This window comes from Lacticaseibacillus paracasei subsp. paracasei (assembly GCF_000829035.1).
Taxonomy (GTDB): domain Bacteria; phylum Bacillota; class Bacilli; order Lactobacillales; family Lactobacillaceae; genus Lacticaseibacillus; species Lacticaseibacillus paracasei.
Map to the genome: position 1 here is coordinate 1156077 of NZ_AP012541.1, position 14437 is coordinate 1170513.

Sequence of the window (14437 nt, forward strand, 5' to 3'; positions counted from 1 at the left end):
GGATGAGCATCAAGACTGAGGAAATCAGTTCTCTGATCAAAAAACAACTTGAAGGATATCAGGACGATTTGGCGGCCGAAGAAGTCGGCACTGTGACTTACATCGGTGATGGGATCGCACGTGCGACTGGGCTGGAAAATGCCATGGCCAACGAATTGCTCCAATTTAGCAACGGCTCATACGGGATGGCGTTAAACCTTGAAACGAACGATGTCGGGATCATTATCTTAGGTGACTTCGATGAGATTCGCGAAGGCGACCAAGTGAAACGCACTGGCCGAATCATGGAAGTTCCTGTCGGGGATGCCATGATCGGGCGAGTTGTCAATTCTTTGGGTCAGCCGGTCGACGGTTTAGGCGCGATTAAGACGGATAAAACCCGTCCGATCGAGTTTAAGGCGCCAGGTGTTATGCAACGCAAATCCGTATCAGAACCGTTACAAACCGGTTTGAAAGCGATTGACGCGCTGGTACCGATTGGCCGTGGTCAGCGTGAGTTGATCATTGGTGACCGGAAAACCGGGAAAACATCAATTGCGATTGATACCATTTTGAACCAAAAAGATCAAAACATGATCTGTGTGTACGTTGCGATTGGGCAAAAGGACAGTACGGTTCGAGCTCAAGTTGAAACGTTGAAAAAATATGGTGCGATGGATTATACCATCGTGCTGACTGCTGGCCCATCTGAACCTGCACCAATGCTGTATATCGCGCCTTATGCCGGTGCAGCGATGGGTGAAGAGTTCATGTATAACGGCAAGCACGTCTTGATCGTGTATGATGATTTGAGCAAACAGGCAACCTCATATCGTGAGCTGTCCTTGCTGCTCCGTCGTCCGCCTGGTCGTGAAGCCTATCCTGGGGATATTTTCTATACCCACAGTCGCTTGTTGGAACGTGCTGCTAAATTGAGTGATAAACTCGGCGGCGGTTCTATGACGGCGTTGCCGGTTATTGAAACTCAGGCAGGCGATATTTCCGCGTACATCCCGACTAACGTTATTTCTATCACGGATGGTCAGATCTTCTTACAAAGCGATCTGTTCTATGCGGGTACACGTCCAGCCATTGATGCTGGTGCTTCTGTTTCCCGTGTTGGTGGTGATGCGCAGGTCAAGGCGATGAAGAAAGTTGCCGGGACATTGCGGTTGGATCTGGCATCCTTCCGTGAACTGGAAGCCTTCACGCAATTTGGTTCTGATTTGGATGCAGCAACGCAAGCTAAGTTGAATCGTGGTCGCCGAACGGTTGAAGTGCTGAAGCAGCCTGTTCACAAACCGTTACCGGTTGAAAAGCAGGTTATCATTCTTTACGCATTAACCCATGGCTTCCTTGATCCAATTCCGATTGAAGACATTACTCGCTTCCAAGATGAACTGTTTGATTTCTTCGATAGCAATGCAGCTGACTTGCTCAAGCAGATTCGTGACACCGGTAATTTACCGGATACCGATAAACTTGATGCACAAATCAAGGCTTTTGCCGGCGGATTCCAAACGAGTAAACAACTTGCTGCAGCGAAAGACTAAGGAGGTGCCGCATGGCTGAATCATTAATGGACATTAAGCGCAAGATCGCATCGACCAAGAAAACCGGTCAGATCACGCAAGCCATGCAGATGGTTTCTGGGGCCAAGTTAAGTCAGATCGAAAAGCGGGCTAAAAAGTATCAGATTTATTCTGATAAGGTTCGCCAGATTGTGACCCATTTGGCTGCTGGGCAGCTTCTTGAGTTAGCCAACGCTACAGAAAGTGATACCGATTCGGGCGACAAGAGTCAGGTCATCTCCGTTGCTAGCCTGCTTCAGAAGCGGCCGGTGAAGAAAACCGGCTATCTCGTGATCACAAGTGATCGCGGGCTGGTTGGCAGTTACAACAGCACGGTTTTAAAAGCCATGATGCAGATGATCAAAGATGACCATGAAAGTCCTGACGATTACGTCATGATGGCCATCGGTGGTGTCGGTGCTGATTTCTTCAAAGCACGCGGCCTGAATCTGGCTTATGAATATCGCGGTGTTTCTGACATTCCGACTTTTAATGAAGTTCGGGAAATCGTAAAAACAGCTGTGACGATGTTTGACAATGGTGTGTTTGATGAACTTTACGTTTGTTACAACCATCACGTCAACACTTTGACCTCTGCTTTCCGTGCAGAGAAAATGTTGCCGATCAGTGATTTGGATGTCAGTGAAGTGGCCGATACCAATGTTGAGTATCTGATTGAACCAGATCTTGACTCGGTTTTGGAATCAGTTTTGCCGCAATATGCGGAAAGTCTGATTTTCGGCGCGATTATGGATGCCAAAACGGCTGAACATGCCGCTTCGACCACTGCTATGCGTAGCGCAACTGATAATGCCAATGACCTGATCTCACATCTGTCGACCCAATATAACCGGGCCCGACAAGCTGCGATCACCACAGAGATCACTGAGATCGTCGGTGGTGCGGCAGCACTAGAATAATCACGCGCCCGCTGGTGTTGGTTCTTAAACGCACCAGCTCGCGCTCAATTTACAACAGGAGGACGAAAATGCCAAATTCAACTGGTAAAATCGCGCAAGTGATCGGTCCTGTTGTCGACGTAGCCTTCCCAATCAATGGCGATCTGCCAGAAATCAATAACGCCTTGACCGTTGCCAAGAAGGATGGCTCCCAGCTTGTGCTGGAAGTTGCATTGGAACTTGGTGATGGCGTGATGCGGACTATTGCGATGGATTCCACCGATGGTCTGCAACGCAACATGGCGGTTCAAGATACTGGCGGTCCGATCTCAGTCCCTGTCGGAAAAGACACACTGGGTCGGGTGTTCAATGTGTTGGGCGACTCCATCGATGGCGGTGAAGCCTTTGGACCGGATCATCGGCGCGACAGCATCCATCGTGATGCGCCAAAATTCGAAGATTTGAATACCAGTTCAGAAATCTTGGAAACTGGCATCAAAGTCATCGATTTGCTCGAACCTTACCTGCGTGGTGGGAAGGTCGGACTCTTCGGCGGTGCTGGTGTCGGCAAAACCGTTTTGATTCAGGAACTGATTCATAATATTGCCGAGGAACACGGCGGCATCTCCGTTTTCACTGGGGTCGGCGAACGAACCCGTGAAGGGAACGACCTTTACTTCGAAATGAAGGAAAGTGGCGTTCTGGAGAATACAGCCATGGTCTTTGGTCAGATGAACGAGCCGCCTGGTGCCCGGATGCGGGTTGCCTTGACCGGATTGACGATCGCGGAATACTTCCGTGATGTTGAAGGTCAGGATGTCCTGCTGTTTATCGACAACATTTTCCGGTTCACTCAGGCCGGTTCCGAAGTTTCTGCTTTACTTGGCCGGATTCCATCAGCTGTTGGTTATCAGCCAACGCTGGCAACAGAAATGGGTCAGTTGCAGGAACGGATTACATCGACTAAAAAAGGTTCAGTTACATCGATTCAGGCAATTTATGTGCCTGCTGATGACTACACTGACCCTGCACCGGCAACGACTTTTGCGCATTTGGATGCAACGACCAACTTGGAACGGCGTCTGACTGAGCAAGGGATTTATCCCGCCGTTGATCCGCTGGAATCATCTTCTAGTGCATTGACGCCGGAAATTGTCGGTGATGAACATTATAAAGTCGCTACCGAAGTGCAACAAGTTTTGCAGCGGTATCGTGAGTTACAAGATATCATCTCTATTTTGGGGATGGATGAATTGTCTGACGAAGAAAAGGTCGTTGTGGCCCGTGCTCGCCGGATTCAGTTCTTCTTGTCACAAAACTTTAACGTTGCGGAACGGTTCACTGGCCAGCCAGGTTCATATGTGCCGGTTGAAGAAACGGTTAAAGGCTTTAAAGCTATCTTGGATGGCAAATACGACGATTACCCTGAAGATGCCTTCCGTTCGGTCGGTCGCATCGAAGAAGTTGTCGAAAAGGCTAAGAAGATGGGCTTTGCTCCTGACGATCAGAATACGGATGCTGACGAAAAGCCGGCTGCACAAGCTGCAGCTAACTAAGGAGGCGACGCGTTTTGGCTGAAACGAGCAACGTTCTTCGGGTCAACATCGTGACGCCTGATGGGTTAGTATACGATCATCACGCCAGGATGTTAGTTGTTCATTCTGTCGCAGGCGAATTGGGTATTATGGCTAATCACGAACCAATCGTGACACCACTTGAGATCGGTGAGGTTGACGTGCAACGTGTTGACGCCAGTGATCACAACGATTCAATTGCGGTTAACGGCGGTTTTATGGAAGTATCAGAAAATGTTGCTTCCATCGTCGCCGATTCTGCCGAGCGTGAGCGTGATATTGATCTCAGTCGTGCGCAAGCTGCGCGCGATCGTGCTCAAAAGCGCATTGCTCAAGCAAAGAATGATCATAATCAAGACGATCTTCGGCGGGCACAAGTCGCACTGCGACGGGCCATCAACCGAATTAACGTCAAGACCAGTCATTAAACATGAAAAGCAGTTCTCTCCCAACTTGGAGAGGACTGCTTTTTGCTTGTTTGCTGCTTGATGAAAGCTAGCAAAACCTGCAATCAAGACCGCTTATTTTCCGGTTTCTAACCGGGCTGGTTCACGCTCTTGCTGAAACGCGTTCACAGGCGCAGAAACCTACACATAAGGGCCTTGAACCTAAATGGCCAGAGCCCAGCCATTTAGATTCAAGGCCCTTATGCTCCGGTTTCTAACCGCGCCTGTTCACGCTCTGCTTGCGTCTTATCGTGTTCTGCGGGAAGATACGTCATGAGGTGATCATATGTTTCAGACAATCGGTTTAAACGGCGCGATTACAATCGTGTCGCATTTTGTTTTCATCATGCTCGCGTTCCGTGCACTCAATGCCTTGCGCTTTGAACAGTTCATCAAAGCCAACCATGTTCGTGAGGAACAGGTCTTGTTACTCTTCATTGCGGTTGCGCTAGGATTCTTAGTCAGTTCGTTCTTTCTATCACTCTTACAAGCAGCTTTAAACTTACCTAAACTTTTCCTGTAAAAACCTCGTCTTAACTATGGTATAATGCGATAGTTAGTCAATTTACGAGGAGAGATATATACCCATGGCAAAAGATATTGGGATCGACTTAGGGACGGCCAATGTGCTGATCAATGTAAAAGGCAAAGGCATCGTCTTAAATGAGCCCTCCGTTGTCGCCATTGATACCCATACCGGCAAAGTGCTGGCGGTGGGGACAGAAGCCTATAAAATGGTTGGACGGACACCGGGTAATATTCGGTCGATCCGGCCGTTAAAGGATGGCGTCATCGCTGACTTTGACATTACCGAAGCAATGCTTGAATATTTTATCAATAAACTAAATGTAAAAGGTGTTTTTTCAAAGCCTAATATTCTGATTTGTGCACCAACCAATATTACGGATATTGAACAGAAAGCGATTATTCAGGCAGCTGAAAAGTCTGGCGGCCGCCATGTTTACTTGGAGTTCGAGCCAAAAGTAGCGGCTGTTGGAGCGGGATTGGATATTTTCCAACCACAAGGCAATATGGTTATTGATATTGGCGGTGGGACGAGTGATATTGCTGTCTTATCCTTAGGCGAAATCGTCACGAGTCGTTCACTGCGCTTGGCAGGTGACAAAATGGATGCCTCCATTGCTGCCTACGTGAAGAACAAGCATAAGTTAATTATTGGTGAGCATACCGCGGAACAGATCAAAATCAAGATTGGTGCCGTTTACGAAGCCGATGAGAAAGAAACGATTGAAGTCCGTGGCCGTGATATTGCGACTGGTTTGCCACGCGAAGTTTCGGTGACATCTGTTGAAGTTGCTGAAGCTTTACATGAGACGATGATGGCGATCATTGAAGGCGCAAAAGGTGTGCTTGAAAAGACCCCACCGGAATTGTCTGCGGATATCATTGATCGTGGGATTATGCTGACAGGCGGCGGCGCCTTGCTTAAAGGTATTTCACAACTTTTTGCTGCAGAGTTGAAAGTGCCAGTGTTGTTGGCGGACGATCCTTTAGATGCAGTTGCACTTGGGACCGGTGTTTTACTCGATAATATTGAACACCATCGCCAGTACTAGGAGCGAGCTATGGACTCACAATATCCTAAACGCATCTTCCACATCATTAAAATTTGGCTGATGATAGCCTTAATCGCACTGATATTGGGCTTATTGATTGGCTTTGCTCTTGGGGAAGGTAATCCGCTTAAGTTGTTCCTACCATCAACATGGGTGCACTTCTTTAAGTTTCTGCGTTAGGAGCGTTTCATGAAACAGGTTCTGACATGGTTAGTGCGGGGCTACCAGCGCTTCATTTCCCCGTTGCTGCCGCCGAGCTGCCGATATTATCCGACATGCTCAACCTACATGATTCAGGCGTTGCAGAAACATGGCGCCATCAAAGGTTCCTTAATGGGGATTGCCCGGATTTTACGGTGCAACCCCTTTGTTAAAGGCGGGCTTGATCCAGTGCCAGCTTTTTTCACTTTGCGGCGTAATCCGCATCCCGAAAATGACTTGGATCTTAGTGACATTCAAAATCTCAATCATAAGCTAGGAGGCCGTCATGGCTAAGGAAAGAAATATCAAGGTCACACAGGCAGATGAAACTCGAAATGGTCATACAGTTTCGGTTTTAAAAATCGGTGACCGGGAGATTGGCTTTATTGAACCGGACGGCACGCGATTTTCAGCATTTGTAGCTGGCTCGACTAAGCCTAACCGGTTCAAAACACTGGATGCCGCAGTTAATGCGTTGATTGCCGAATACCATTTACATCAAGGCTGAAACAACTCTGGCAGCGCGCATCGCAACATCCAGTGCTCCGTGATTTTAGAGGTAAATCGGTATTTGAACGGTTTTATCATCAACGTTTAGCTAGTAAAGAATATGCTTTTGCGAAAATCGAAGGCATTTTAAGAACGAAACGTGAACCAACGCGCTTAGGCAAGAGCGTGAACTGGCACGTTCAGAAACCGGGACATAGGCGACCTTGAGACGACCTGTTGGGTTTTGACCCTTTAGTTTCAAGGCTGTTATGTGCACGTTTCTGCGTCAGTGAACGTGTTTAAAGGAGGGCAGCCCGTGGAGTCACACGAAATCAAATCAAACTCAGAGGGTGATCGGATTGATTATGGCATCATCCTGTCAGTCATGTTACTGGCTTTGATCGGGCTTGTGTCCATCTATCTGGCCACCGCTCATGATACTTCTACGCTACAGAATCCTGTTCGTGCCACGGTTATGCAGGCGGCGTGGTATGTGATTGGCGGTATCGGCATCTTCTTCGTTATGCGATTTGATGCGGAGCAGCTTTGGCGCATTGCCCCTTATTTATACGGGATTGGCATTTTTCTGATGATTGCGGTATTGATTTTTTATGACCGCAACACAGAAGCCAGTACAGGTGCGAAAAGCTGGTTTGCCCTTGGCCCGATCAGTTTTCAGCCGTCAGAAGTGATGAAACCTGCCTATATTTTGATGTTGAGTCGCGTTGTGACCCAACACAATGCTGCTTTTTCACATACCATTCAACACGATTGGCAGTTAATTGGCCGGATGGTTTTGTGGACATTACCGATAGCAGTCCTCATGAAATTTCAAAATGACTTTGGGACGACACTTGTTTTTCTGGCGATTTTCGCTGGTGTTACCTTGGTTGCCGGGATTAATTGGCGCATTCTCGTGCCGATTGCACTTGTGGCTGGCATTATCGGGACAGTTGGCATTCTGTTAGTGACGCAGACATGGGGTCGATCTATTCTTGGTAGTATCGGCTTTAAAACATATCAATTTGCCCGAATTGATTCGTGGTTAAACCCTTCTGGTAGTACAACTGGCGACAGTTACCAGCTGTGGCAATCGATGAAGGCTATCGGTTCTGGTCAATTGACTGGGAAAGGGCCAATGCACATTGCAGTGCCTGTCCCAGTCCGAGAATCGGATATGATCTTTTCCGTGATTGGCGAAGCTTTCGGTTTTGTAGGTGCTGCGGTTTTGATTCTGTTATACTTTATGTTGATCTACCAAATGATTAGGGTCACGTTTGACACAAAAAATGAGTTTTATGCTTACATCTCGACTGGTGTCATCATGATGATCCTATTCCATGTATTTGAAAACATCGGCATGAACATCGGGTTACTACCATTGACGGGGATTCCGCTACCATTTATTTCACAAGGTGGTTCATTCTTGTTGGCTAATATGTTATCAGTCGGGATGGTCTTGTCGATGCGCTACCATCATACGAGCTACATGTTCAGTCGCGACACAGAAGATTTTGAATAGGGGAGAGCAAAATGGCAACAACTTATTTTTGGCAAGATGAACTGGCTTCCGGGCAAATTCGTCTCGGCTTGACCCAAGAGGCTCAAGAAACGTTAGGCAAAATCAAGTATGTTGATTTGCCAACAATTGGCGCGAGCCTTACCACCGGCAAACCTTTTTTAAGTGTTGAAGCCGAAAAAGCCGTGTTAGATCTTGAGGCACCGTTAGCAGGAACAATTGTGGACGTGCATCAGGAATTGAGTGATAAACCAGCTTTGTTAGACGAAACCGATCATAACCAAAACTGGGTTGTGACAGTTTCAACCAAATAGCTAATCAAAAAGCCGACCCGCATTTTTAAAATGACGGTCGGCTTTTTGCGGCTCTACGTCAACTGGTGTTGAAGAATAAATTTATCATTTGAGGCGGTTCTCCATTTGGGGAGCCGTCTTTGTCATGTTATGCCGTGATTTGGTAGATTCGTTTGAAGAAGTTCAGCTGATTCTTGAAGCCAAAACAGGATCGTTTGAGTGACTTGATGAGGCGGTTAACCCCTTCGATCGGACCGTTGGAATAAGGGCTGGTGACAGCGGCGAGAACAGCGACTTTGTGTCGCTTAAGCGTCGCGATCGTCATGTCCATTGCCGTACCGTTTGGCTCGTAAGTAGCTAACAGGTTTGCCAGTTCCGCGGGATGTTTCTTCACCATCAAAGCATCATGAAGCGCTAAGTAGGTCTCGTAGGTTTGCTTGAGCTTGGGCTCAGTATCAAGTGCGATATCGATGGCCTCCTGTTGCGTGACGTATTCATTCAAACCAAACAGGAACTGTTTGTGTTTAGCGTCAGGCGCAGTTTGATGAAAAAGCCGCCAGTTTGTCTTCATGATCTTATAAGGACGGCTGTGTTTGTCATCAAGCTGTTTGAGCGCTTGGACGCGTACCTGATCAAGGGCACGAGCCGCAAGTTGAATGATATGGAACCGATCAATGACGACTTGGGCCTTGGGGAAAACCTCATGAATAATCGTCTGATAAGCTGCGTTCATGTCCATGGTGACCGTCTGGACCCGAGTGCGTTCAGCGAGTGAATAATGAGCGATGAAAAAGTTTTTAATCGTGCGGTTGAATCGATCACCAAGCAAGGCAATTAGACGATGTGAATCGGCATCAAGACAGATAAACGACATCATGCCATGAGTGGAACGGAACTCATCAAAGCAGAGTCGCGTGGGTAGCCGGCGAGCCGGTCGGAGTTTGAGATTTTGGTCAATGATCCGTTGAACCGAGGAAGCTGAGATTCCGATAATACGGGCGATGGTTTTGACTGGCAACCGTTCATGCGCTAACTTCATGATTCGCTCTGTCATGTGAGTGGCGATCGTGTGGTTGGGTTGCACGAGTGGCGTCTTGGCACTGACTGTGTGGTAACAGTTATGACAGCGCCATCGTTGCTTGTGCAAGTCAATGACTGTCGGCATTTCAACCCCATTGAGGACGCGCACGTGGGCCGTATAAAACCCGTTAGGGTGCAAGGCCTCAAAGCCACACAGTGGGCACCGGGTTAACCGGTAAGTCAGCTCGGCATCAATCACATGATACTGGCGGCGACGTACCCCGTTGCCGCGATATTCATGACGAACAAAGGCAACTTTGATATTATGGTCTGGTATTCCAAGGACGGACAGTGTAGGATCGTATTGGGACATTTACTCATAACCTCGCTTGCTTTTGGTTTCGACGCTAACAAGCATAGCATGGACACTGAGTAGGTGTCTTTTTGCGTTATCCAAAAAGGGCCTACACGTTCAGTGTTGATTATTTCTCAACACCAGAAAGTGTAGACCCCTTTTTGCATGGCACATTGTGATTTAGCGCGGCTTATTCGAAGAAGCGCTTGGCAATTTCTTGATAAATTTTGATCGCCGTTGTGTAACTGTTCAGGTCGATGTGTTCATTCACTTGATGACTGAAGTGGTTATCACCGGGGCCATAGACAATCACATCAAAATGGTTAGTTGATTTGATGAACTCGGAAGCATCGGTTCCTCCAAACGCAACGGCTAATTCAGCTGGTTTACCAGTTACCGCCGCGATGGCAGCATTTGCCGAAGTTACCAAGTGGCCTGTTTTATCGGAGTGAACCGGCAGAAAACGGTGCAATACTTTCAACGTGAGTTTCGCATTGGTCGTGGCGTTGACATGTGCCACTAAGTCTTCAAGCATTTTCACAACCAGCTCAATATTGGCCGATGGGGTCGGGCGAAGATTGCCACGAAGGAAAGCGTGGGCTGGAATGGTGTTGACTTGGTCGCCGCCATTGATGACCGTGATTGAATGTCGAAATGGGCCGAGATCCGGGTCAGCAGGCGCCTTGTCAAAGGTGTGGTGTTCCAGTGCGGCAAAAGTTGTTAGACCATCGATGGCATTGACGCCTTTTTCAGGCCTAGAACTATGGACAGAGACGCCTTCACTGTCAATCTCGTAATTCACGGTGCCAGCATGTGCGTATTTTAAGATTTTAGTGGTGGGTTCACCAACAACTAAGCCAGCGAGATCATCGGCATAGCCTTGCTCTGTCAGCAAACGTGCGCCCATCGCACCGTATTCTTCGCCTACCGTTGCAATCAAGCGAATCGGATGAGTGAACCCGGATTGTTTGAGGGCGATCAGGGCCAGCACCATGGCGGCCAGACCGCTTTTCATATCATCGGTGCCACGACCATACATGACATTGTTAACGATTTTGCCGGAAAAAGGTGGATACGTCCAGGCTGACTCGTCTCCAGGACTCACAACGTCTTCGTGGCCAGTGAAACCGAGAACGCGATCACCATGGTTTAATTCGGCAATTAAATTCACGCGGTCTTCTGTGTAGGGGATCAGCTTGGTAGGAATATCGGCAGCCTCAAGTTCGGCTTGCAGCAATTTGGCGACGGCGAGCTCGTTGCCATTTACAGAATTGATTTGAATCAGCTTTTGGAGCAGGGCAATTGGTTCTGTCATGATTGCACCATCCTTTGTCGCGACAGTCAGCTGTTGCAGACTTTGTGCGCGAGTTTTGTTGAGCACAGCTTACACTCTTTTTGATTTAAAATTCAATGATTGACAAGTTAAAAAATTGTGATAAGCTCACTTGTACAAACTTGAAATTGATTGTAAACGGACTGAGTGAGTAGTTACCGCGAGGCAGTACAGAAAACCTGATGAGCTGAGAGCAGGGTCGCTAGCGGAAATGAAGATGGCTTGGCACACGCGGCACACCGAGCAAATTGCGAGGCTGTGATGGTTGACACCCATTATCCTGCACCCGGATGAATTCGTCCGCTGAGTGGATCACGTTTTGTGTGGTCAATTAGAATGGTACCGTGGGCCAGAGCTCACTTCTAACAAAGATTGATAATTTGTTAGAAGTGAGTTTTTTTTCGGTCTTCTTGTATCAATGGCAAGTTTATGCGCCTCGGACTGCAGGCCGACGCACTTATTTTAGAGAGCGCGAGTCAGCTCGGTAAGAAACCGAAGCATCAATAGGCGGGGACGTGATAGCCGTATTTTGGCCACTAGGAAACTTATGCGTAGATTGATGGGTTGGCGAACGTATTTAGGAGGAGAAGACATGAAACGGTTTTGGAAAATTTTGACAACCATTTTTGTTTTAGGATTAGTCTTGGTTGGGTGCGGTAAAAGTAGCAGCAGTTCGTCCAGTAGTCAAAAGCAAACGACGGTGAAGATCGGGGTCGTTGGTGCGGATAATCGCGTCTTGCAAGCAGTTGCTAAAAAGGTTAAAAAAGAGGGCATTACGATCAAGATCGTACAGTTCTCGGATTACAATCAGCCTAACACCGCCTTGCGCGATCATGATATTGATTTGAACCTGTTTCAGCATCAGTATTTCCTGAATAACTGGAACAAAACCCACAAGGCTGATCTAGTCAGCATCGGGCAGACCATCATTGCACCACTAGCGATCTATTCCAAAAAAATCACTAAAATTAGCCAGATCAAGAAAGGTGACACCATCGCACTTCCTAACGATCCGACTAACGAAGGCCGCGCATTACAGTTACTTGAAACTGCTGGTTTAATCAAACTGAACAAAAAGGTTGCCTTGCCAACCACGCGAGACGTGACCGAAAACAAATTGGATCTTCAGTTGAAGGCCGTTGATGCTGCCCAGACAGCAAGTTCCTTACCAGACGTGGCCGCTTCCGTCGTCAACTCTGGCGTTGCACACGATGCCAAACTGGATCCCAAGAAGGCTGTTTATACTGAAAAAGTCGACAAGCAAAGCCAACCATGGATTAACGTTTTCGTTGCAAACAAGAAAGATAAAAATAATGCTACTTACAAGAAGATCGTCAAAGCATACCGAACAAAAGACATCGCTGACTTGATTGAGAAACTTTATCATGGCAGTGAAGTTCCAGCTTGGACGCAGAAATTTTAATGGTGAGTTGAGAAAGTTGGTATATAAGTAAGCAATGTTGAGGGTAATCCGAGTTGAATTCTAGGATAGAAAGCAGAGAGTTGGCGGAGCGGAGAGGGGGCTCAGCCGTGAAATTGTTGTTGGCGGTTTACCGCCTACAACAAGGCCAGACTTTGAAATCGCGCGGGCTTTGCGTGAGTTCAAAGCTGTGCCCACAGCTCTAGCTTCGCGGTCGCCAGCCCTCCTCGCCGCGTAGCCAGCTCGGACTACGGGAGATGCTTTACTGGAATAAAACTGAAGAAAAAGTATCAGTCGCATTGCGAAAACGCGTTCGCAGCCGCAGAAACCTGCACATAAGGACCTCAAGCCTAAATGGCCAAGGCCCAGCCATTTAGGCTTGAGGCCACTTATGCTCCGGTTTCTGAACGCGGCTGCTAACGCTCTGATTTAAACGCGTTCACCAGCCCAGAAACCTGCGTATAAGGACCACAAGTGCAATGGTCAAAGCCCCGGCCATCACACTTGTGGCCACTTATACTCCGGTTTCTAACCGGGCTGGTTCACGCTCTGAGTACTTTATCTTGACATTTTACCTAATCATCGTCTAAAATCGATTTAATTCATTTCGGGAAACGAATGACGTGAGTGAGTAGATCTAATCAGACTGTACAGAAAACCTGGGTAGCTGAGAGCAGGGTAGTTAATTGGATCGAAGATGGCTCATTGATCGGCATCGCTGAGCAGTGGTTAAGCGATGATGGCTGGCGGCCTTTAATCCGCACACAGGTGATTGCCTGTTATTGAGGACGCGATGGCGTCGAATTAGAATGGTACCGCGAGCTAGGCTCGCTTCTAAAACTTGTTTTTAGAGGCGAGCCTTTTTGAATGCTTTCATCGCTTGCACACATCATTTGTTTACCTGAACGAGGAGGAGAAAGTTCATGAAATTTTGGAAAAAGGCAATTTTCACGTTTGCACTGATTTTACCAGTATTTGTTTTAGCAGCTTGTGGCAAGTCGGCTAGTTCAACGAAGAATACCACGGTTAAAGTTGGCATCATGAGCACGGATAAAGAAATTTGGACTGATATTCAATCACGTTTGAAGAAGCAGGGTGTGACGATCAAACTTGTTCAGTTCACTGACTATAATCAGCCTAACCAAGCACTGGAAGATGGCGATATTCAACTCAACGCCTTCCAGCATCACAATTTCTTGGATAACTGGAACAAGAAACACAACACCAAGATTGTTGATATCGGCGCAACCTACATCGGCCCGATGCGCGCTTACTCCAACAAGATCAAGTCGTTGAAGGACGTTAAGAACGGCGATCAGATCTCGGTACCAAACGATCCTTCCAATGAAGGCCGTGCTTTACAGTTGTTGGCACAAAATGGCTTGCTGACGTTGAAAAAGGGTGTAGCTTCACCGACTATTCGCGATATCACTGAAAATAAGCTGAATCTGAAGTTTACTGAATTGGATGCCGCTCAAACAGCCCGTTCTTTGAATGATGTCGCAGTTGCTGTTGTCAACAATGATATTGCTGCTGCCGCTAATCTGAAGCCAGCTAACGCAATCGCAGTTGAAAAGATTACTAAGGCGTCCAAGCCTTGGGTGAACTTCATTGCTGCCAAGTCAGCCAAGGACAAGGACAATGCGACCTATAAGAAGATCGTGAAAGCCTATCAGACACAGCGGACAGCTGATCTTTTGAAGAAAGTTTACAAAGGTTCAACCTTGCCGGCTTGGAACTATAAGTTTTAGTTAGAAACGG

General features: G+C 47.5%; 15 protein-coding genes. 13 read left to right on the plus strand and 2 right to left on the minus strand.

Annotated features, from left to right (window positions below; all coding sequences use genetic code 11):
- The first annotated feature begins 2 nt into the window (after positions 1-2).
- From atpA to LBPC_RS05815, 11 genes are all read left to right on the plus strand, one after another.
- Complete coding sequence (gene atpA / locus LBPC_RS05765; protein ID WP_003564962.1) at positions 3-1532, plus strand: F0F1 ATP synthase subunit alpha; 1530 nt, start codon at positions 3-5, stop codon at positions 1530-1532.
- An 11-nt stretch (positions 1533-1543) separates the two neighbouring features.
- Positions 1544-2470 (plus strand): F0F1 ATP synthase subunit gamma, encoded by a 927-nt coding sequence (locus LBPC_RS05770; protein ID WP_003661175.1) that lies wholly within the window; start codon positions 1544-1546, stop codon positions 2468-2470.
- Between the two features lie 68 nt (positions 2471-2538).
- Positions 2539-4005, plus strand: a complete 1467-nt coding sequence (gene atpD, locus LBPC_RS05775; protein ID WP_003661174.1) for a F0F1 ATP synthase subunit beta — start codon at positions 2539-2541, stop codon at positions 4003-4005.
- Positions 4006-4019: 14 nt separating this feature from the next.
- Entirely contained in the window at positions 4020-4451 is a 432-nt protein-coding gene (locus LBPC_RS05780) for a F0F1 ATP synthase subunit epsilon (RefSeq protein ID WP_003564973.1), read from the plus strand.
- Positions 4452-4755: 304 nt separating this feature from the next.
- A complete protein-coding gene (locus LBPC_RS05785) occupies positions 4756-4992 on the plus strand; it encodes a DUF1146 family protein (RefSeq protein ID WP_003661172.1) in 237 nt (78 codons plus the stop codon).
- Between the two features lie 64 nt (positions 4993-5056).
- Positions 5057-6046 (plus strand): rod shape-determining protein, encoded by a 990-nt coding sequence (gene mreB / locus LBPC_RS05790; RefSeq protein WP_003564976.1) that lies wholly within the window; start codon positions 5057-5059, stop codon positions 6044-6046.
- A 9-nt stretch (positions 6047-6055) separates the two neighbouring features.
- Positions 6056-6226 (plus strand): DNA-directed RNA polymerase subunit beta, encoded by a 171-nt coding sequence (locus LBPC_RS05795; RefSeq protein ID WP_003564979.1) that lies wholly within the window; start codon positions 6056-6058, stop codon positions 6224-6226.
- Between the two features lie 9 nt (positions 6227-6235).
- Positions 6236-6541 (plus strand): membrane protein insertion efficiency factor YidD, encoded by a 306-nt coding sequence (yidD, locus tag LBPC_RS05800; protein ID WP_003564982.1) that lies wholly within the window; start codon positions 6236-6238, stop codon positions 6539-6541.
- Positions 6534-6755 (plus strand): DUF2969 domain-containing protein, encoded by a 222-nt coding sequence (locus LBPC_RS05805; protein WP_003564985.1) that lies wholly within the window; start codon positions 6534-6536, stop codon positions 6753-6755. Before yidD ends, LBPC_RS05805 begins: the two co-directional genes overlap by 8 nt.
- 297 nt (positions 6756-7052) lie before the next feature.
- The gene (locus LBPC_RS05810) at positions 7053-8258 is read left to right on the plus strand and encodes an FtsW/RodA/SpoVE family cell cycle protein (RefSeq protein ID WP_003564988.1); all 1206 of its coding nucleotides are present in this window, start codon (positions 7053-7055) and stop codon (positions 8256-8258) included.
- Positions 8259-8269: 11 nt separating this feature from the next.
- A complete protein-coding gene (locus LBPC_RS05815) occupies positions 8270-8569 on the plus strand; it encodes a glycine cleavage system H family protein (RefSeq protein WP_003661165.1) in 300 nt (99 codons plus the stop codon).
- A gap of 127 nt (positions 8570-8696) precedes the next feature.
- Here the strand turns inward: LBPC_RS05815 and LBPC_RS05820 are convergent, their stop codons facing one another.
- Both LBPC_RS05820 and LBPC_RS05825 read right to left on the minus strand, forming a co-directional pair.
- The gene (locus LBPC_RS05820; protein WP_041091475.1) at positions 8697-9941 is read right to left on the minus strand and encodes an ISL3 family transposase; all 1245 of its coding nucleotides are present in this window, start codon (positions 9939-9941) and stop codon (positions 8697-8699) included.
- A 172-nt stretch (positions 9942-10113) separates the two neighbouring features.
- Complete coding sequence (locus tag LBPC_RS05825; protein WP_032780996.1) at positions 10114-11238, minus strand: ArgE/DapE family deacylase; 1125 nt, start codon at positions 11236-11238, stop codon at positions 10114-10116.
- A gap of 610 nt (positions 11239-11848) precedes the next feature.
- Between LBPC_RS05825 and LBPC_RS05830 the strand changes: the two genes are divergently transcribed.
- Positions 11849-12679, plus strand: coding sequence for a MetQ/NlpA family ABC transporter substrate-binding protein (locus LBPC_RS05830; protein WP_003578776.1), 831 nt, complete (start codon positions 11849-11851; stop codon positions 12677-12679).
- A 920-nt stretch (positions 12680-13599) separates the two neighbouring features.
- On the plus strand, positions 13600-14427 hold the full coding sequence (locus LBPC_RS05835) for a MetQ/NlpA family ABC transporter substrate-binding protein (RefSeq protein ID WP_003661158.1): 828 nt from the start codon (positions 13600-13602) through the stop codon (positions 14425-14427).
- Positions 14428-14437 lie beyond the last annotated feature (10 nt).